The following is a 21,351-nucleotide window of genomic DNA, read 5'->3' as shown; positions in this document are numbered from 1 at the left end:
GGGTACAGACAAAGACATCATGGCCGTTGATTGGGCGATGGAAAAACTGTGGTCGCTCGGATTTGATAAAGTATATAAAGAATCGGTTCAAGTTCCTGCTTGGTCTAGAGGCAGCGCACACGCGAGTATCGTAGCGCCTTATGAGCAACCTTTAGTCGTGACAGCCTTAGGTGGCAGTGTTGCAACCCCAGTTAACGGAATTCAAGCACAGATTGTACGCTTTGACAGTTTAGAAGAGTTATCCAATGCATCACCGGGGCGCATTGAAGGCAAAATAGTGTTTATTGACCGTAAAACTGAACGCCACATTACTGGTAAAGGTTATGGCGAGGCTGTTGGTGGCCGCTCTCGAGGAGCCATTGTTGCGGCTCAAAAAGGAGCCTTAGCAATTGTTATCCGTTCCATTGGCACAGATCATGACAGAATGGCACACACAGGAATGATGCGTTACGAAGAAGGAACCCCTAAAATTCCTGCCGCAGCAATGTCTAACCCTGATGCAGATTTGATTAATGCCATGTTAAAGCGTAATCCTAACATAACCCTATCACTGAATATGACCTCAGAAAATTTAGGTATTGCGACATCTTATAATGTTATAGCCGAAGTCACTGGAAGCAGTAAACCAGATGAAATCGTTCTTATCGGTGCTCATCTTGATTCGTGGGATGAAGGCACAGGTGCAATTGATGATGGTGCAGGTGTGGCGATTGTTACCACCGCAGCTAAACTCATTCAAGACTTACCGCAAAAACCTGCACGTACTATTCGAGTGGTATTATACGCAGCAGAAGAAGTGGGTTTAGTTGGTGGTAAAGCCTATGCAGCGCAACATGCTGATGAGTTAGGCAAGCATTATATTGCGGCGGAATCTGATTTTGGTGCAGGACCTATTTATAAAATTGATTTTAATGTTAACCCCGCCACATTCGAGCAAGTGAAACAACAACACTCAGCCATAACACTTAATGGGGTTGAGCTTGGCAATAATAACGCTTCAGGCGGACCGGATGTGTCGATGCTACCCGCATTAGGTGTACCGGTTGCTTCATTGAACCAAGATGGCACAGACTACTTTGATTATCACCACACGCCGAATGATACATTAGATAAAATTGATCCTAAGAAACTGGCACAAAGTGCAGCAGCTTATGTCCAATTTGCCTACATGATGGCACAATCGGAAATTGATTTAAGACCTGTTACCGAGCAAAAAGACCAACACTAGCGAGTTGTAGCGCGATTAAGTTCAATTGAGCTCAGAATTTGATGACTAAAAAGCCCTTGTTTAAGGGCTTTTTTATTGGCTAAGGCTATGGACTTAAAGTTTTACTTTTGTTCGGCGCGTAAAAATACAGGCTCTGTGGCAGTCGACAGCTCTTCGCTGTAGTAATAGCCTTCAAGATCAAACTCAGTTAATTGCTTAACAGAAGTGGGATTAGTATCAATAATATAGCGCGCCATCAAACCACGAGCTTTTTTGGCATAAAAACTAATCACTTTAAATTGGCCCTTTTTGCAGTCTTTAAACACTGGGGTAATTAGCTGACCTTGAAGTTGTTTTACTTTAACAGACTTAAAGTACTCATTAGAGGCTAAGTTAACAATGATATCATCGCCCTGCTCTTTCAATGCTTGATTAACAGCTTCTGTAATCGTTTCTCCCCAGAAAGTATACAAGTTATTACCTTCAGGGTTTGCCAGCTTAGTACCCATTTCTAAGCGATACGGTTGGATTAAATCTAGTGGTTTAAGTAAGCCATACAAACCAGATAAAATACGTAAATGTTTTTGACTAGAAGCCATTTGTGACTCAGATAAATTATCTGCATCAAAGCCTGTATACACATCACCTCTAAAGGCAAAAATGGCCTGCTTAGCATTATCTAAGGTAAACGGTGGCTGCCAATCAGCAAACCGAGCGGCATTCAGCCCTGCTATTTTATCACTCACCCTCATCAAGCTGGCAATATCCATGGGAGTTAATTCACGGCAAACATCAATCAACGCTTGGCTTTGTTTTAGAAAGCGCGGCTGAGTATGGGTATTAGAAATAGGTGAATGTTCGAAATCTAATGTTTTCGCAGGTGAAACTAAGACCAACATAAGTAAGCTCCGGATAAAATCATAACGTCATCATACTGAACTGATATAAAAAAACCATGCCGCATTAGCATGGTTTTTTCGATTGAGCTATTCGATTAAACACTCTATACCCAAGTTTATTTCTTTATAGGCTCTGAAGAATTAGGCCAAATTTTTTCTTCTAATTGATCGGCTAACTCTGGAAATTTACTGGTATCAAATACCGGATCGATACCCGCATCAATCTGTTCCCGATAGTCGTTAATAACTCGAATCGCTAGGCCAGACAATAACAATAAGGCCACAATATTAACAATAGCCATTAATCCCATTGATACATCGGCTAAATCCCATACTAGACTGATTTTAGCCAGTGAACCGAACATCACCATACCTAAAACAACTACGCGAAATACAGGCAAAGCTTTTTTACTATTACCAGACAAGAACATGACATTAGTTTCTGCGTAAGAATAGTTCGCAATAATAGACGTAAAGCAGAAAAGTAAAATGGCAAAGGCAATAAATGCTCCCCCCCAATCACCCACATGGCTGGTAAGTGCACTAATCGTTTTCGCAATGCCATCTGAACTAGATGCTGCATCACCAGACAATAAAATAATTGCAGCCGTTGCAGTACAAATAACAATAGTATCGACAAATACACCCATCATTTGCACAAAACCTTGCGATGCTGGGTGATTAGGATTTGGAGATGCGCTGGCAGCCACGTTTGCTGCACTTCCCATACCGGCTTCGTTTGAAAATAATCCTCGAGCAATACCGGCTTGCATTGCTTGAGCAACACTATAAGCAACACCACCAGCAGCGGCTTCTTGCCAACCAAATGCACTGTTAATAACTAACATGAATATGTCAGGTAACTTCTCAATATTCATACCAACAACAACAAATGCTATAGCAATATAAGCAATCGCCATGACAGGTACAATGAGCTCAGATGCTTTAGCAACTTTTTTAAGGCCACCTACAATGACAAACGCACTGCAGATAACAATACCAATACCGATACACAGTGGTTCAAAACCAAAAACTTGAGTCATTGCACCGGTAATGGTATTGGCTTGAACAGCATTAAATACAAGACCAAATGCTAAAATTAGGAAGATAGAAAAAACCACGCCCATCCAACGCTGACCAAGGCCTTTCTCCATATAATAAGCTGGACCACCACGGTATTGGCCATCACCATCTTTGACTTTATAAACCTGAGCAAGAGTCGACTCTATCATCGCAGTAGCCATACCCAATACTGCTATAGCCCACATCCAAAACACGGCACCTGGCCCTGCTGTTCCAATTGCAACCGCGACACCAGCCATATTACCAGCTCCGACACGTGCAGCCATACTGGTACAAAAAACTTGAAATGATGATAAGCCATGCTTACCTGGACGGCGGCTAATCGCGAGTACTTTAATACCGTGCACAAAATGGGTAATTTGAATAAAACCAAGACGAATAGTAAAAAATAACCCTGCTCCCACCAACCCATAAACCAATAATTTGCCCCAAAGCAGGCTATTCATGAAATTAACAATCGTCTCTAACATTGCCATATTGTCTAATCTTCCCCGTTATAAGGTTATTTTTCTGTATCAGGCCATTGCACTGAATATAAAACACATAAGGCACAGACCAAGCACGTCATGTGCAAGCTGCTATGTGTAAAACGGTAATACTAATAAAAGTACCTATATAAAGTCGCCATTATAAAAGGTTATGGTCGTGGATTAATAGGTATTGATCACTCAGGACTACGAATGCTAAAGCTACGTTACCTAGCATACACATCGATTAAGTAAATGAAACGTTGCAATAACATCAACAAAACAAAAATTAACAAGTGATCTCAGTCACACTTTATCATTTCTACTATTAATGCTCTATGTTTAAAAAGCATTTGAATCGTTATTAAATTTCAAGTAATTAGCGACAAATCAACAATAAATGCGATCGAAACCAAACCTCATTACTCAGAAATTAGATAAAGGCCACATTATTGTAACTAAATTACAGATACAGTGTTCTCAAAGAAGGTTAAATAAGTTTTTCACTTTTAATAGAGGTCACTATGACTAACCCAAATGAAATCATCGCGCTAAAAAAATACGTAAGAGCAACGAACTTCCTTGCGACATCACAGATTTATCTGAAGCAAAACGTACTTTTTAAGCGTCCGTTACAACATACAGATATCAAACCTCGTCTACTCGGTCACTGGGGAACATGTCCTGGTATTAACTTTGTCTACGCGAACGTTAACCGTCTTATTGTTAAGCATAAGCGTGAATTCATTTACCTTGTTGGTCCTGGTCACGGTTTCCCAGCTGTGCAAGCTAACTTATTTGTTGAAGGTTCACTTAGTCATTTCTATCCTGAGACCATTCCATTCACAGAAACAGGTATCGAAGATATCTGTAAAAAATTCTCAGCAGCCTACGGCTATCCATCACATGCAAACCCAGAAGCTCCAGGCCAAATATTAGAAGGTGGTGAGCTTGGTTATTCACTTTCTGTCGCTTGGGGCTCTGTATTAGATAACCCAAATCTTATTGCCGCTTGTTTGATCGGTGACGGTGAAGCGGAAACCGGCCCATTAGCAGCATCTTGGTATGCTAACCGTTTAGTCTCTCCTGAGCATAACGGTGCAGTTCTGCCAATCGTCCATATTAACGGTTATAAGATCTCAGGTCCAACCCGTATGGGCCGCATGAGCCATGAAGAACTGGATCTCGAATTCCGTGGCCTTGGTTATCACCCCATCATCGTTGATGATGAAATGGAAACGGACATCTTTGAACAAATGACAGTGGCAATGGATTTGTCTTATGAAATGATCACTGACATTCAACGTCGCGCTCGTTCTGGTGAAGACGTTGTGAAACCTCGTTGGCCAGTTATTTTAATGAGAACAGCTAAAGGTTGGACGGGTACAGCTGAATATGATGGCAAAAAATTAGCCGGTAACTGTGAATCCCATCAAGTGATTGTCAGCAACTGTGCTAAAGATAAAGGCCATTTAGAAGCACTCAATACATGGTTAGCCAGCTATAAGTTTGATGAGCTAGTACAAACGACTGAAAGCGGCGAACTGATATTTGATAAAGACATCATGTCATTAATGCCACCAAAGGATTTATGCTGTGGTCGCCAACGTTTAAGTTATGGCGGTGAAGTGGTTCGCGCTTTAACGAATCCAGATTTAAGCAAACTGGGTTATGGTGCTGAAACACCTCGTGGCCATCGTGGTTTTTCAATGTTGAAAATGGGAGAATGGATGCGTGATGCATTCAAACTGAACCGCGATCAACGCAACCTGCGTATTTTCAGTCCAGATGAAACTTATTCAAATCAGTTACAAGCTGTATTTGAAGAAACAGATCGTTCATGGCAATGGCCTATAGAAAGCTGGGACCAAGATATGTCGCGCGATGGCCGCGTGATTGAGTTGTTATCTGAAAACTTGTTATTTGGTATGTTACATGGCTACACAGTAACCGGCCGTCACGGTATGTTCCCTACTTATGAATCTTTTTCTCAGGTAGTGTCATCAATGGCTGACCAATACTGTAAATATGTCCATGCCAGCCAAGGGATCCATTTCCGTAAGCCAATTCCAGCATGTAACGTAGTATTGTCATCGTTATTAGAACGTCAAGATCACAACGGTTACTCTCATCAGAACCCATCATTCCTAGGCGCAATGTTAGAGAAGCACCCAGAAATTATCTCTGCTTACTTGCCAGCAGATGCAAACAGCACCTTGGTATATACCGAAAAAGCTTATGCTGACAGAGACAAACTGAATATTATTGTTGCAGGTAAAAAATCTTTACCTCAATGGTTATCTTTAGCTGAAGCTCGTCAACAAGCTAAAGATGGCATGATGGTATGGGATTTCGCCTCAGATACCAATCCTGATGTGGTATTAGCTGGTTGTGGTGATTATGCAACTCAAGAATGTATGGCTTCTTTAGTTCTCATTCGTGAAATACTACCAAGAGTACGTATCCGTTTTGTCAGCGTGTCAGAACTTCACAGTAGCGGTTTAGGCAGCCTTGAATTTCAAAGCAAACCTTGGATGATGGATGAAGTATTTACCCAAGACAAAGGTGTGGTATTTAATTACCATGGTTATCCAAATACCATCAAGAAATTGGTCTTTGATTATAAAGGTAACCGTCGTTTCCGTATTAAAGGTTATGAAGAAGAAGGTTCAACGACGACACCATTTGATATGGGAGTGCGTAACAGTACATCTCGCTATCACTTAGTGATCGATATGGCTTACAAATTATTCCAGCAAGGTGTTATTGATGAAACACAACATGTGACCATCACCACAGATATGTTGCAAAGATTAGTTGACCATAAGAACTACATCAAAGCCAATGGTGTGGATCCAGAAGAAATCGAAAACTGGGTATGGACTCGTTAAACTAACTTATTATTAGACCAAAAATACGCCTTCTAGGCGTATTTTTATTTTCACCTCCAAAATATGCTCATTACGGGCATAAAAAGCAAAAACATTAAAAATCAGTACTATATTCATAATTACTCTCCAATCAATGCCAAAATAAAACAATCACACTTAGCTTATGATTTTACTTACTTTTTTTATGTCGCTTCAATTTTATTACACTGGTATTTTACCGACCATTACCAAAAATTAATCTTTTTTACTATGGAAAAACATCTAATTACCACCCATACTTGCGCCGTTGACTAAAATACAAAGGAACACCACATTAAGCGTCAGCAATGCATGAAGATAACAACTCCGTTACATGCATATTTGGTGGAGTAAAATAACAATGGACTATAAAAATATGATGAAGAACACATTAAAAGTAGTATTACTCACATCGATGTTGCCTTTCGCTGCATCTGCTGCTCAAGAATTAACACCTTGGTACGTTGGCGGTGGTTTAGGCGTCAATAACTACGAACCAAACTGTGACCAAAAAACCATGAAAGTGTGTGGTGAAGATGACCCATATGCTTGGGACGTATTTGGTGGCTATTTATTTAACGAATACATCGGAATTGAATTAGGTTATCGTGACCTTGGCCGCGCTGAATGGACTGATTATTCAAACAAACGTAATGATGTTGGTGTTCGTGGTATGTCATTAGGTTTTGTTGGTTTTTACCCATTAGCTGACAAGTGGAGTTTATCTGCTGAAGCCGGTGCATTAAACTACTTAATCTCCAACAAAAAAGAGTACAACACTGAATATTACAGTGATAGCGGTATTGCACCATATTTAGGTGCTGGTGTTGGTTATAACTTTACTGATAACCTAAAATTACAAGCTAAATACCGTCGTTATGAAAACCTTGACGAAGAAAAGTGGAATACACTTTCAATGGAAAGTAACTACTGGGGTCTTGAGCTAAGTTATCGTTTTGGTACTAGCGCTCCTGCTGCAGTTGTTGCTCCAGTAGTGGCTCCAATTGTTGCTGTAACACCTGGTGATGCTGACAAAGATGGTGTTAAAGATAACATGGACAAATGTCCAAATACTCCTTTAACACACAAAGTTGATGCTACAGGTTGTACTGTTTATGAAAACATCACCACTAAGCATGACTTAGGTGGTATTTTGTTTGCTAATGACTCAGCAGAGATCCGTGCCGGCTCATTTGCTGATTTAGAAAAACTAGCAGATTTCATGAACAAATACCCACAACATACTGTATCTATCGGAGGCCATGCGTCTAACGTAGGTAAAGCAGAATACAACATGAAGCTTTCTGAGCGTCGTGCTGTAGCGGTTGCAAATGCACTGAACACAAAGTATGGCATTAGCAAAAGCAGAATCAATGCTGTTGGTTACGGTATCACTCAACCTGTTATGCAAGGTAGCTCAGCTGAAGCTAACCGTGTTAACCGTCGTATCGAAGCTATCGTGACGGGTACCGAAAAACGCGCAGTATTACGTTAATTGTAATATTGATACGCTATACTTTAAAAGTCGCTGCTTGCAGCGGCTTTTTTATTTTAAGAACAACCTAATAAGCCTTACAACAGTGGCTGACACTGACATTCAGGTAATAGAATTGGAACTCTGCACCGTATAAACTAACCAATTCTGTCTATTTAACGACAATAATGGCTTTAAATAAGCGAAAATAACGGATTATTTGGTAATTTTTTTACAAATAAAGTTGGAATAATCCCTAAAATCGCTTCTAATAAAGGCATTGATCTATTTTCATTGCTTATCGAGAGGAAATTTCCATGGCCAATGCACTCGCGCAACTCAAATCATTCACTACCATCGTTGCTGATACTGGCGACATAGAGGCAATTAAGCGTTATCAGCCTGAAGATGCCACAACTAACCCGTCGCTAATCTTGAAAGCCTCACAAATCCCTGAATACGCTTTTCTTATCGAAAATGCGATTGAATGGGCAAAAAACCAAAGCCAAAATGTTGAACAACAGATCGAAGATGCTGGTGATAAACTGGCTGTCAATATTGGTGTTGAAATTTTAAAGCTAGTACCAGGCCGTATCTCAACGGAAGTCGATGCACGCTTATCATTTGACAAACAAGGCTCAATTGACAAAGCGCACAAGCTAATCAAATTATACCAAGACGCTGGTATAGACAAATCGCGTATTCTGATAAAACTAGCTTCAACTTGGGAAGGTATTTGCGCGGCAAAAGAACTTGAACAAGAAGGGATAAACTGCAATCTAACATTACTATTTAGCTTTGCTCAAGCAAGAGCTTGTGCCGAAGCTGGCGTATACTTGATTTCACCTTTTGTTGGTCGCATCTTAGATTGGTATAAAAAAGACACAGGCCAAGATTACACAGCACAAACCGATCCTGGTGTAGTCTCTGTTACTGAGATATATAACTACTACAAGCAGCACGGCTATAACACTGTTGTAATGGGTGCCAGTTTCAGAAATATCGGTGAAATTATTGAGCTTGCTGGTTGTGATCGTCTAACAATTGGCCCAGCGTTACTAGAAGAGTTAGCGAATACTGATATTGAAATCAGCGAAAAGTTAGTGGCAACTGCAGCAACACATTCGGCTCCAGCAGCACTCACTGAAGCACAGTTCCGCTGGGCATTTAATGAAGATCCAATGGCTGTGGATAAATTAGCTGAAGGGATTCGTAACTTTGCCATCGATCAAGGCAAACTAGAAGTTATGCTAAAGACAAAATTAAGCTAGTTGGAGGCTTTACTCGTGACTACACTGACTCAAAGCACGACTTGGAAAGCGCTACAAACGCATTCAAGTCAACTACCTCACATGCGCGAATTATTTGCCCAAAACCCACAACGTTTTGAACAAATGAGCGTTGCGGCTTGTGGTCTGTTTTTAGATTATTCTAAAAACCGTGTGAACGATGAAACACTTAAGCTGCTATTCTCTCTCGCTAAAGAAGCAAAACTGAGTGATAAAATTACCGCGATGTTTAATGGTGATGTGATTAACAACACTGAACAACGCTCGGTATTACATACTGCACTGCGCAGTAAATCAACTCAAACTATCATGGCTGAAGGGGCGAACATCGTTCCTGAAATACAACAAACATTAGCTAAAATGGCTAAATTTGTTGGCTCTGTTCAATCTGGAGAGTGGAAAGGTTATACAGGTAAAGCGATTACTGACATTGTGAGTATTGGTATTGGAGGTTCATTCCTTGGCCCCAAAATTGTATCACAAGCGCTAAGACCCTATTGGCAAGAAGGACTTAACTGTCATTTTGTTGCCAATGTTGATGCGACCTCTATTTGTGAAAAGCTAAAAAATCTCAATGCTGAAACAACCTTGTTTGTGATGTCATCGAAATCATTCAGTACCCAAGAGACACTCACTAATACTCTGAGCGCTAAAGACTGGTTTTTAGCCCAAGGTGCAGGCCAACAAGATGTCGCTAAGCACTTTGTTGCCGTGACATCAAATGTGACTAAAGCAACAGAGTTTGGTATGGACGCTAGCAACATATTCCCAATGTGGGACTGGGTTGGCGGCCGCTACTCTTTATGGTCAGCGATTGGTTTACCTATTGCGCTACTTATTGGCATGGATAACTTTAAAGCCTTGCTGGATGGCGCACATCAAATGGATGAGCATTTTTCCAATACACCTGTCGAACAAAATATGCCAGTGATCATGGCAATGCTATCGGTGTTGTATGGCAACTTTCATGGTGCTCAAGCACACGTCATTTTGACTTATGATCATTATCTGCGCGGTCTGCCAGCTTATTTCCAGCAATTAGATATGGAAAGTAATGGAAAATCAGTCACCTTAGACGGTAGTGATGTTGATTACAGCACGGGTCCTGTTATTTGGGGGGGTGAAGGTACTAATGGACAACATGCTTACCACCAGTTGCTGCATCAAGGAACATCACTGATCCCTGCGGACTTTATCATGCCACTTCAGAGCCATAATCCGTTAGGTGAGCATCATGACCAACTTGCATCAAACTGCTTTGGACAAACTCAAGCGTTAATGCAAGGCCGAACTTATGCTGAAGCACTAGCAGAACTGAGTAATAGTTCATTAGACGCGGCTCAAATACCGCTGATTGCTAAACATAAGGTCATGTCAGGTAACAAACCCAGTAATACTTTATTAATGAATAAACTGACGCCAACGACCTTAGGCGCGTTGATTGCGCTATATGAACATAAAACATTTGTTCAAGGTGCTATATGGCAAATCAACTCATTTGATCAATGGGGAGTGGAGCTCGGCAAGCAGCTAGGTAATGATGTATTGGAGCGTATTGGTGCTAAAGAAGAGGCAACACAATTAGACTCATCAAGTAATGCGTTGATCAACCTTTATCGTCAGGGAAAGCTTTAACGCCTGAGGCAAATTAACGCTCGCCCACAAAGCCTTTGTATCAAAACACCCTCAATAGTCTTGAGGGTGTTTTTTTATGTTCAGGATATGTATTTATTGATCATTTATTAACATCGTTAATCACTAGCTAAAAACATCAATATGAAGCATAAAAAAACAGCTGACATGTAACGCTAATGAAACACAAGTGTTGCATCCTATAGCGGTTATATGATATTTATCTGCAGAGACATCATAATAAAAGGGAGGTTACCATGGATCGATTAGACTATGGTGGTGCGCTAGACGAAGTTGTTGAAAGACCAAGCCGCTCAAAAAGTTCGCCTAAAAAACGCAAATGGCGTGAGATTGAAGCCATTAAGGATAAACAGCGTTTGCTTAGGGAACTGCAAGATATTGATGATTCATTCGATTTTGATGTTAACACACTAGTGCTTTAATTGGGTTATATCACCATTAAAGCCTAACGATAAAATCAATTAAAAGAGCGCTTAATGCGCTCTTTTTGTTTAACAAAATCGTGTCAGATTAGGCATTGATAACTTTCAATATCTCTTCATCAAAGTAAAACATTTTATTTATTGTCTGCATGCTCAATATAGGCACGTAAATCTTCAAAAACCGTTTTATTGCTGTCATTGAATAATGGGTCTTCAATTAAGCGTTTTTCACATAATACGGTGACTTTTTGCCAATCCTTTTCATCAAACACGTTAACAAAATTCGGAAACACATCCCGCTCTTCGTACTGCATATGCTTCTCTTGAAGTTCGATATATTCTTGCAGATCTTTAACAAGTTGATCTCGTGAAATCACCACATCAGATAAGATCATGTTCAGGCTATAAACTAACGCGCTAGATGCTTCAGCTAAACGATGATGTTCATTATACAACTGGCCACTATTTGCCTGGCCGGTTTTATTACTATAGTAATCGAAAATAATGTCTTCCAAAGGATGATGGCTGTGTTCTGCATAACTCTGCATGTACTCAACAATATCTCTAACCAGATTAAAATTGACTCCTTGGCCATCTGCCAATCGAGTCAATTTATTGGAAAGAATATTCAACAAAATAGCAATATGCTTATGGTCGTGCATTAAACGTTGCAACATAGTCTTCTCCCGTAATCTATTTACCAAACGATAATGTTTAAATAATAGTCAAAAATGCACTGTTTACTAATCTACACTGGTATAAAGCTTTTGGGGTATGATTAAGATCATATTATTGAAATATAAAAAAACACCTTATAGCGATCTAATCGATATAAGGTGCTAGATATTGCAAAAAACTATTTTAATACTGCAAACATATGTGACTTAAGCTGTTCAAAGTCTGCTGGTAACTGCGCTGACAAGATATCTTTTTGTGCAACTGCAGCCAATTCAGGAGGCAAGGACAAATTAATCGATAACTCACGGTCAACCACATCCTTAAACTTAGCAGGATGAGCAGTACCAAGAAATATACCGGTTTCGTTACCCTCCAGACCTAGAGTTAATGCATGGGCTGCGATAGCGGCATGTGGCTCAGATTGATAGCCAGCCTGATATAACTGAAGCAATGCTGCACGAGTATCAAACTCTGAAAGTGCAACACCAGTAACCAATGATAGCGGCCACCCCATCTGCGCGCAAATAGCCTCAACACGAGGCCAGTTACTCGGTTCAGACACATCCATAGCATTTGACATGGTTGCCACTGTTTTATGCGGCTGCCATTCTCCGTCGACAAGGTAACGCGGTACAGTGTCATTACTGTTAGTGGCGGCAATAAAGCGTTTAATGGGGAGGCCCATGGCTTTAGCAAATAAACCTGCGGTTAAATTACCAAAGTTACCACTGGGTACAGACAATACAATATCATCTTGTCCAGCTTGCTTGGCTTGCGCTACCGCTTCGAAGTAATAACAGATCTGGGCTAACAAACGGCTAATATTAATTGAGTTCGCCGAATTTAAGGCTAAATCTTCGCGAATATTGCTGTCATCAAATGCTTGTTTTACAAGATGCTGACACGCATCAAAGTCAGAGGTTACCGCCACCGTATGGATATTTTGACCTAAAGTAGTAAACATTTTTTCTTGCAGTTCACTGATTTTACCTTTGGGATACAACACCATCACGTTGACGTTATCTAAACCGTAAAATGCATCCGCTACTGCGGCACCAGTATCACCGGATGTCGCCGTTAAAATAGTCAGTTTTTTGTTTCCAGCAAGTAAGCCGATGCATTGCGCCATAAATCGAGCACCAAAATCTTTGAATGCTAAGGTTGGACCATGAAAAAGCTCTAAACAAGCACGCTTATCGTCAACCTTAACGAGTGGCACATCAAAGGTAAATGCGTTATCAACCAGTGTATCTACACTGTCCTGCCCCAACTCATCGGCTAACCATGCACCCAACACTTTTTTACTGCGCTCAGCAAAAGGTAACGCCAATAATGCATCCATATCGGCTAGCACCGGAATCGATGTTGGGAAAAATAATCCTCTGTCTTTACCTAAGCCAAGCTGGACGGCTTGACTGAAGTTTACTACCTGCGATGGGTGTTTTAAGTTATATAATTCCATTGCGACTGCCTTTTAAATTTCAATATAAATAATGCGAAAAATTAAACGTTACACGCAGCGCGTGCCGAGTTGATCTAATTTACAAATATGAGCAAAGCCACCTGGCTCAGAGATATAATGCTCCATTAACCAAACTTTGGCTTTTTCTGCAGTGGCTAAATCGTCAGTTACACTAAACAGTGTTGGACCACTGCCAGAGATACCTGTTGTGAGCATGCCTAAGTCAGTTAATGCTGCCCGAGCATCCGTATAACCTGGAATCGCTGCGGCACGATAAGGCTCAGCTAAAACATCTTTTAGCATTTCAATCGCTAGTGCTGCATCTTGCCGATAACTTGCGTGAACAAAAGCACTCAAGTATCGACCAAAATCAATCGCAACCGATTTATCATATTGTTGAGGTAGTAATGCGCGCATTTTGGCAGTCGATAACGAGATACCAGGATACGCGACCACCCAATACCAATTGTCAAAGCTCGGGATGGTTGCACATGCTTGCTTATCAGAGTTAAGCATCAATTGCATGCCTCCTAAATAGCAAGGTGCAACATTGTCGTAATGCACACTACCCGATATTTTACCTTCAAATTCGCCCATCAAAGCTAACAAAGCTTGCTGGTCAAACGGCAGTCCAAAATGTTCATTTAGAGCATATAATGCGGCAACAACAGAGCTTGCACTTGAGCCTAAGCCACTGCCTACAGGAAGGTTTTTTTCTAGGCAGAGAGTTACTCCATCATGTTTTTGTAATTTATCTAAAAAGAACTCCGCACATTGATAAACGATATTGTCTTTGCCGTCAGCGGGTAGCTTATGCGCCCATTCACCCACCTGACTATAACTGATGCCACTAACCGCACTACTGATCATTACCTTATCACCCAGTAATGATCCATCGATTGGCGCTAAGGCTGCACCAAGCAAATCAAATCCCACCCCCACGTTGCCCATTGATGCTGGTGCATAAACCGTAAGCGTGTCTTGGCTTACCTTTAACGTTTGCTTCATAACCCAACCTCACGAGTCCAATTTAGGGTTCTTAGCACGTCTGCAAAGGCGCCAGCTGCTGTCACTTCAGTTCCTGCACCATAACCTCTTAACACGAACGGGATCGGCTGATAATAACGGCTATAAAATGCTAGGGCATTCTCGCCACCTTTAACACTATAAAGCGGATTAGTTGCATCCACTTCAATAATTCTGACATGGCATTGGCCTTCATCGATTTGGCCAACATAACGCAGTACTTTACCTTCGGCTTTTGCTGCTGCGACTCGGGCTGATATTTCTGCATCTAATGAAGGCAGATTAGCCATAAATTGATTTACATCACCAGAGTCATCAAAACCTACAGGCAATACCGACTCGACATGAATGTCCTCAAGCTCTAAAGGTAGACCGACTTCACGGGCTAAAATTAATACCTTACGCGCAACGTCCATACCGCTGAGATCATCGCGAGGATCGGGTTCAGTAAAACACTTATCACGAGCAATGGATGTTGCTTGCGATAAGCTCATACCTTCATCTAACATACCAAAGATATACGATAACGACCCAGATAAAATACCGTTAAACTTATGTAGTTTATCTCCCGCGTACATGAGCTTTTTCAGGTTATCGATGACAGGCAAACCAGCACCAACCGTGGTTTCATATAAAAATTGACGGCGCTGAGTTAACGCTGTTTTACGCAGCTCTTGATAGTAAGCATAATCACGAGTATTAGACTTTTTATTGGGTGTCACAACATGGAAGCCGGCATTCATGACATCAAGATAACGATCTGACACTAACTCGCTCGAAGTACAATCAACCAGCACAGGGTTAAGCAATTGTTGTTCTTGCCCCCATTGCAGCAACTTAGCTAAATCATATGGTTGACCTTTTTCGGCCAATAATGATTGCCATTCAGTAAGCTCAAAACCTTCACTGCTTAATATCATCTGACGAGAGTTAGCAATGCCACAAACACGAATGCTAATGTGCTGATCTTTTAGCATCGAGCCTTGTTGCTTAATTTGTTCTAATAAACCCGCCCCCACATTACCGCTGCCAACTAAAAATACATCGAGATACTGCTGTACATCAAAAAAGGCTTGATGACATGCGCCAATGGCATGTTTAGTTTTCTTCTGTTGGATAACCGTTGAAATAGAACGCTCTGATGAACCTTGCGCAATCGCAACAATATTCACACTGGCTTTAGCTAACGCGGTAAAAAACTTAGCCGCGACTCCCTTGTGGGTTTTCATGCCATCGCCGATCAGAGACACAATCGACAGGTCATGACGTAACTCTATTGGTTCAAGTAATTCACTCTTAATTTCTAGTTCAAACTCTTGCTCTAATGCCCATTTCGCTTTATTGGCATCTGAAGTGGCTACACAGAAACTGATACTGTATTCAGATGAGCTTTGAGTAATTAGAGATACTGAAATACCACTGCGAGAAATAACCGCTAATGTTCGGCTTGCCATACCAACCATGCCTTTCATACCAGGACCAGAAACGTTAAACATGGTTTGGTTATCAAGGTTTGAAATCGCTTTAACTTGTAAACCAGTTTTATCATCGTCATTAGACACTAAGGTGCCAGGGGCAGATGGATTAAAACTGTTTTTGATATAACAAGGGATATGATACTGAGCAATCGGTGCAATAGTTTTAGGGTGCAACACTTTGGCACCAAAATAAGATAATTCCATCGCCTCTTGATAGCTTAATTGTGATAATAATTTTGCATCAGCAACTACTCGTGGGTCAGTATTATAAACCCCATCAACGTCAGTCCAAATCTCACAACTAGAGGCATCTAAACAGGCCGCCAGCACAGCAGCGGAATAATCAGAACCATTACGACCCAATGTCACCACTTTGCCATGAGCATCTGCAGCAGTAAAACCAGGCATAACCCATACGCGACATTGTTCAAGCTTAAGTAAAGCAAAGCGTAGCTTACTGACTGCGATATCAACCACAGACTCCAACGGCTGTCCGTGAGCTAAAAATAGCGCAACAGGATCAAGTTGTGCTGAAGTGATGCCTTTTGCCAACATCACTTGCTCCATTAATGCCGCCGACAATCGTTCACCTGTGACTACGATTTCAGCGCGGACACTGTCAGGGCATTCACCTAGTAATTTAATCCCATATAGTTTGTCTTGCCAAATTTGCATTTGTACGGCTAGTTTTTCAACCAGCAACTGATGCTGAGAAGACGTGATCAGTGATGCTGCGGCATCTGAAAAGAGTCCACTATAAACTGAACTAATATGGTCTAATACTGACTGGTAATCTTGCTGATTAACGGCAATATCGACCATTTCTAAAAGCGCATTGGTCACAGTGGCAGGAGCAGAAAGTACAGTCGCAACAGATTCCGTTAATGCAGTATCAGCAATAATGTCTGCCGCCATAGAAAAACGAGGCCAATTCGCTAGTGATGTTCCACCAAATTTCATTACTTTCATGTCAATCTCCATGTCACTAATAGAGTGACAACATTAAATTAAAACCAAATGATTAGAATTAAAACAAAAAAGCCCGCTTCAGATGTTAGAAGCGGGCTTGTTGTACAAATCTTTTAGGGTGTAATCAGCCCGCCCCCACTATGGTAATAGTGGTGGTTGTAATGGTAGTAATTACAACGAGCATGAGGGTAAACATTTGATGATTCTCTTTTTATAATAAATGTTAACTGCTGATAATTATTGAATCAGATTCAACAATCTGATTTTCCTTGGCTAACAGAATCACTTTTTTTACCTAAGGTTGTCAACCCCTGCTTACAGTTTATTTACAAGTTATTTTTTAGGCTAAGTTGATTTTCTGAGTAAAGAGGTGTCATAGCGTCACAAGTCACTACTGGTAACGATAATCAATAGCGATTTCCCACCTTAACGTAAACGTCAACAGAAAAGGAAAAAACAATAAAATATAATAAATACAGTGCTATAGAATTAACAAAATGATTAAAACCCCAATAGTCGACTGTCGATAGAGATACCAGAAAAGTGAACGAGAAGCCTTTGCAACGCTATGACAAACATACTGATTTATTTTCAGCATTCAGGTAATTAAACCTGCAGCATAAGACAAAATACAAAAAGCTGTGATTGAATAAGCAAAAACTGATGTTAGCCATCGCAGCTTGATAGCAAAATACGCTATCATGCACACATCACAATTGGAGGCGATATGAAAATTACAAAACATGCGGCGGTCACTATTCATTACCGCTTATCTGATGAGCAAGGTTTATTAGTTGAAAGTTCATTTGAAAGTGAGCCTATGGTTTACTTACATGGTACTGAAAATTTAATTCCTGGACTTGAATCAGTTTTAGAAGGTAAAACTGTTGGTGAAACTATCGAGGCGAAAATCCCTGCTGAACAAGCTTATGGCGAATATCATCCTGGCTTAAAGCAAGAAGTTCCTGTCAGTGCATTTGGTGATGTCGAAGACATTGTTCCGGGTATGCGTTTTATCGCTGAAACTGAAATGGGCCAACGCCCAGTTCAAGTGATTGAAGTCAAAGACGATGTCATTGTTGTTGATGGAAATCATCCATTAGCAGGTCAGTCACTGCATTTTAGTGTTGAAGTCATTGCAGTAAGAGAAGCGACAGCTGAAGAACTTTCTCATGGTCATATCCATGCTGAAGGCGGTTGTGGCAGCCATGAGCACGGACATGACCACGGTCATGAATCATGTGGTTCAGAAAAACCTGGCTGTGATGGTAATGGCGGTTGCGGCTGTCGTTAATTCGTTACGCATAAATTATTTGATCAATAGACCTTATCTGGTGTTATGTTTAAAGTCTATTTGTCAGTAGAAAGATTGAAAAAACTCAAGGCATTGTCTATTAACTAGTCAGTGCCTTTTTATTTAGGTTATACTAACAGATTAGTAGCATTAATTTACTCGCATCAATTAGTTAGATTTATTGCAACTCCCTTTATGGATTATTTGGAGTGCAATCCTCACTAGTTGACTACCAATATAATAATTAATACGTAGCGACGGAGTGCTTATGTTAATTAAACCGCTATACGAATTATTACCTTTCTCTTACATGGTTATAGGCTGTGTCAGTATTTTTTTGCTTGAACCCAACTATGCCCTGATTGCCTCTGTTGTTGTGTATTTGTATGGTGCATATATCTATAACCTGAGGTCCAAAAACCGTCGCACTGATGCTAAACGTAAGAGAAAATCAGGCTTAATCCCTGAAACACTCTATGGATTGATGCCATTTATCTATGTGTTAACCGCTGTGAGCCTTTATCGCTTTTACCCTAGAGACTCCAGCACACTGTTTGCGTTGTGTTTAATCACTTATGGTGTTTATCTAATCTTGAGACGCTCAAGCTATCGTCACCACAGACTCCCGAGAAGCATCAGTCAATAAGCTGTATTGGTAAATACTGGATAAAATAGAACCGCTCAATTGGGGCGAGAAATTAGTTATCTCGTTATAATCTGAGCTAAGCACATTCAAGATAATGAAAGTAATTCGAATACCAATGAGCTGTGATCCTCCCCCAATTAGGCACAGTAAATTAATGAGACTATTTATTTGTGCTGGTCAATTTGATAATTCTAAAATTAATGATATGAATAACCATTGAACAGCAATGCTATCTGTTATCGATAACAAAAAAGCTCTGATAATATGATTAATAAAGAATATTTCTATCAAAACAAACTAGTCTAAAATTAACTTTTTGTCTGAATCTCTTTGTTTTACTGACATATTTTTCAAATAATTTGAACAACGCGTAATGGTTGCAATACTGACCTGATGCTCTGCTGCGATTTGTCTTTGACTTAATTTCCCCGCCAATAAGGTTTGAAATACCTGTAAACGCCCAGAAACAGCGCTGCGCTCTTCTTCCGTTAATAATAATTGAAACAACACAGATAAATCATCTTCGTTAGCATGAGTTAAAATTTTTTCTACCACTAAATTCCAATTGGCACGCATTGTATTTCTCTTTATAGTAATGCCTAGACATTACAAGTGTATCAAGGAACTACGCAAATTAGCAAAACAGCCGTTGATAAACATGTAATAAAACATATCGCAAAATGATAATGAAATTGTGTAGAATAAAGACTAATACACTGAAACTTAGCGCTAAATATTTGGCTAAGTGGCAAACGTTAGAACACGCTAGCTTAATATTAAGCATGACTAATGAGTATTAGTGCTTATGGAACCGGTACCATCAACAAAAAGTGAAGGATAACGATGAAAAAGATATTACTAACAGTTGCGGTTACCGCAATGATGATTCCAGCAGTATTTGCGAATAATTTCAAAGAAACAGCTGATGCCATTGAATACCGTCAAGCTGCTTTCGGCTTAATTGCTTATAACTTTGGTGATATGGGCGCGATGCTAAAAGGTAAAAAACCTTTTGATGCAGCGGTGTTTAGTTCTCGTGCAGATAATGTTGCCGCACTATCAAAACTACCACATGAAGGTTTTATTGACGGTTCTGATAAAGGCGATACTGAAGCTCTTGCAAAAATTTGGCAAGATAAGGCTGACTTTGATAGCAAAATGACTGCATTCCAAGATAATGCCGCAGCGTTAGCTATTGCAGCTAAAACAAGTAATGAGAACAGTATTAAACAAGCTTTTGCTAACACTGGTAAAAGTTGTAAAGGTTGTCACGACGTTTACAAAAAAGACTAAAGTTACCTGGAGCTGAACAAGATTTAAATCGATTAGTTTAAGCAAGCAATAAGTCGTTCAGACCTGTAACCCAAAAGAGTAAAGCCCATGCATATGGGCTTTTTTATTGCTGATTAATGAGTTTTTGGTTCGATTTCGTTCGAGATAAACGTGAGATAATCAAGCGAGTGGAACACTACCTAGCAATCTAAGCAGCATTTCGCTCAACACAGAATAATACGCTTTTAACCTACACCTTAGGGCAATGTTTATTGGTCATATCTACTAGGGTATTGGCTTTTCATGTGAAATAACGACACAACAAAGCTCACAGCTTAATCACTGACAACTTCAACTACATACTAACAATTCGCAGCAAAAAACTAAAAATCAACAAACCCTAATATAAATTTATAAATAACTGACTACAGGTTCAAGCAACAACCACCATACACAGACAAATATGGCTAATACGATAATTAACGCTATCCAAGGCGAACGTAAGCGAGGTGGGGTTATCTGCTTGCTAGCCAGTTTATAACCACTAAACATTGCTTTAAGTATATTGTCACCTTTAGCGACATGGACAACTACCGCAATGATGTGAATCGCGGCCATAGCTAAAATAATATTGAAATTGGTTTTATGTAACCAAGTTAACCATCCTGCTATATCTGACGATACAAGATACATCAATGGACCTTCGGTAAAAATATCATCGGTAGCAAATAATCCGCTAATTAATTGCAGCATAATGATGCTTAACAATAAAATGACCATATACCCACCTAATGGATTATGGCCTATCGACTTGGGTTTAGGCTGTGCTTTTGCGTAAGCAATAACTTTTTTAGGTGCTACAAAAAAATGTGTAAACTTAGCGGTATCGCTTCCTATAAAGCCCCAAATTAATCTAAATATAATCAGTGTCATCAACAGGTACGCTAGTATCTGATGCCACTGCATTTCTCCTATTTCAGCTGTCCACCATAATCCGCCAACTAAAGACACCATGGCCCAATGAAAAAAACGGGTTGGAAAATCCCATACCTTTATTTTTTGTTGTTCTATACTCACTAATAACAGCCCTTATAAATTTGCTTATAAGTCGATTATAAGCCAA

The 21,351-nt window shown here is 40.2% G+C and carries 17 protein-coding genes; 9 read left to right on the top strand and 8 right to left on the bottom strand.

The features are described from left to right. Positions 1-1,228, top strand: a 1,228-nt coding sequence (locus H5185_RS14755) for a M20/M25/M40 family metallo-hydrolase (protein WP_182742474.1), incomplete at its 5' end; no start/stop codon positions are given. A gap of 101 nt (positions 1,229-1,329) precedes the next feature. On the opposite strand, the gene yaaA is transcribed toward H5185_RS14755, so the two are convergent. Both yaaA and H5185_RS14745 read right to left on the bottom strand, forming a co-directional pair. After that, positions 1,330-2,106: a peroxide stress protein YaaA gene (yaaA, locus tag H5185_RS14750; protein ID WP_182742473.1), complete on the bottom strand. Its 777-nt coding sequence runs from the start codon at positions 2,104-2,106 to the stop codon at positions 1,330-1,332. Between the two features lie 116 nt (positions 2,107-2,222). Continuing rightward, positions 2,223-3,659: a sodium:alanine symporter family protein gene (locus H5185_RS14745; protein ID WP_182742476.1), complete on the bottom strand. Its 1,437-nt coding sequence runs from the start codon at positions 3,657-3,659 to the stop codon at positions 2,223-2,225. 521 nt (positions 3,660-4,180) lie between these two features. Between H5185_RS14745 and H5185_RS14740 the strand changes: the two genes are divergently transcribed. The 5 genes from H5185_RS14740 (at position 4,181) to H5185_RS14720 (ending at position 11,403) form a co-directional block, all read left to right on the top strand. Then, positions 4,181-6,547 carry a phosphoketolase family protein gene (locus H5185_RS14740; protein ID WP_182742472.1) on the top strand — a complete coding sequence of 789 codons (2,367 nt, stop codon included), beginning with the start codon at positions 4,181-4,183 and terminating at the stop codon, positions 6,545-6,547. 394 nt (positions 6,548-6,941) lie between these two features. Beyond that, on the top strand, positions 6,942-8,060 hold the full coding sequence (locus tag H5185_RS14735; protein WP_182742475.1) for an OmpA family protein: 1,119 nt from the start codon (positions 6,942-6,944) through the stop codon (positions 8,058-8,060). A 296-nt stretch (positions 8,061-8,356) separates the two neighbouring features. Continuing rightward, complete coding sequence (tal, locus tag H5185_RS14730; protein ID WP_182742471.1) at positions 8,357-9,310, top strand: transaldolase; 954 nt, start codon at positions 8,357-8,359, stop codon at positions 9,308-9,310. A 15-nt stretch (positions 9,311-9,325) separates the two neighbouring features. After that, complete coding sequence (gene pgi / locus H5185_RS14725; RefSeq protein WP_182742470.1) at positions 9,326-10,963, top strand: glucose-6-phosphate isomerase; 1,638 nt, start codon at positions 9,326-9,328, stop codon at positions 10,961-10,963. Positions 10,964-11,217: 254 nt separating this feature from the next. Further along, a complete protein-coding gene (locus H5185_RS14720) occupies positions 11,218-11,403 on the top strand; it encodes a DUF3545 family protein (protein ID WP_124017136.1) in 186 nt (61 codons plus the stop codon). 134 nt (positions 11,404-11,537) lie between these two features. Here the strand turns inward: H5185_RS14720 and H5185_RS14715 are convergent, their stop codons facing one another. From H5185_RS14715 to thrA, 4 genes are all read right to left on the bottom strand, one after another. Beyond that, positions 11,538-12,080: a hemerythrin domain-containing protein gene (locus H5185_RS14715; RefSeq protein ID WP_124017135.1), complete on the bottom strand. Its 543-nt coding sequence runs from the start codon at positions 12,078-12,080 to the stop codon at positions 11,538-11,540. Positions 12,081-12,259: 179 nt separating this feature from the next. Beyond that, positions 12,260-13,543: a threonine synthase gene (gene thrC / locus H5185_RS14710; RefSeq protein WP_124017134.1), complete on the bottom strand. Its 1,284-nt coding sequence runs from the start codon at positions 13,541-13,543 to the stop codon at positions 12,260-12,262. 48 nt (positions 13,544-13,591) lie between these two features. Continuing rightward, a complete protein-coding gene (thrB, locus tag H5185_RS14705) occupies positions 13,592-14,551 on the bottom strand; it encodes a homoserine kinase (protein ID WP_182742469.1) in 960 nt (319 codons plus the stop codon). Beyond that, positions 14,548-17,016, bottom strand: coding sequence for a bifunctional aspartate kinase/homoserine dehydrogenase I (gene thrA / locus H5185_RS14700; protein WP_182742468.1), 2,469 nt, complete (start codon positions 17,014-17,016; stop codon positions 14,548-14,550). Before thrA ends, thrB begins: the two co-directional genes overlap by 4 nt. A 727-nt stretch (positions 17,017-17,743) precedes the next feature. On the opposite strand from thrA, the gene slyD reads away from it, so the two are divergent. Together slyD and H5185_RS14690 are read left to right on the top strand one after the other, a co-directional pair. Then, a complete protein-coding gene (gene slyD, locus H5185_RS14695) occupies positions 17,744-18,310 on the top strand; it encodes a peptidylprolyl isomerase (protein WP_182742467.1) in 567 nt (188 codons plus the stop codon). Between the two features lie 268 nt (positions 18,311-18,578). Further along, entirely contained in the window at positions 18,579-18,956 is a 378-nt protein-coding gene (locus H5185_RS14690) for a hypothetical protein (protein ID WP_182742466.1), read from the top strand. A 297-nt stretch (positions 18,957-19,253) separates the two neighbouring features. On the opposite strand, the gene trpR is transcribed toward H5185_RS14690, so the two are convergent. Then, positions 19,254-19,532, bottom strand: a complete 279-nt coding sequence (trpR, locus tag H5185_RS14685) for a trp operon repressor (RefSeq protein WP_182742465.1) — start codon at positions 19,530-19,532, stop codon at positions 19,254-19,256. A 267-nt stretch (positions 19,533-19,799) separates the two neighbouring features. On the opposite strand from trpR, the gene H5185_RS14680 reads away from it, so the two are divergent. Next, positions 19,800-20,249 carry a cytochrome c gene (locus H5185_RS14680; protein WP_124017128.1) on the top strand — a complete coding sequence of 150 codons (450 nt, stop codon included), beginning with the start codon at positions 19,800-19,802 and terminating at the stop codon, positions 20,247-20,249. A 390-nt stretch (positions 20,250-20,639) separates the two neighbouring features. Here H5185_RS14680 and H5185_RS14675 read toward each other — a convergent pair whose 3' ends face one another. Beyond that, entirely contained in the window at positions 20,640-21,305 is a 666-nt protein-coding gene (locus tag H5185_RS14675) for a cytochrome b/b6 domain-containing protein (RefSeq protein WP_182742464.1), read from the bottom strand. Positions 21,306-21,351 lie beyond the last annotated feature (46 nt).

The organism is Shewanella sp. SG44-6, assembly GCF_014164185.1.
GTDB classification, from domain to species: domain Bacteria; phylum Pseudomonadota; class Gammaproteobacteria; order Enterobacterales; family Shewanellaceae; genus Shewanella; species Shewanella vesiculosa.
The sequence above is the reverse complement of the archived record's forward strand: the minus strand, read 5'-3'. Positions and strand labels throughout refer to the sequence as shown.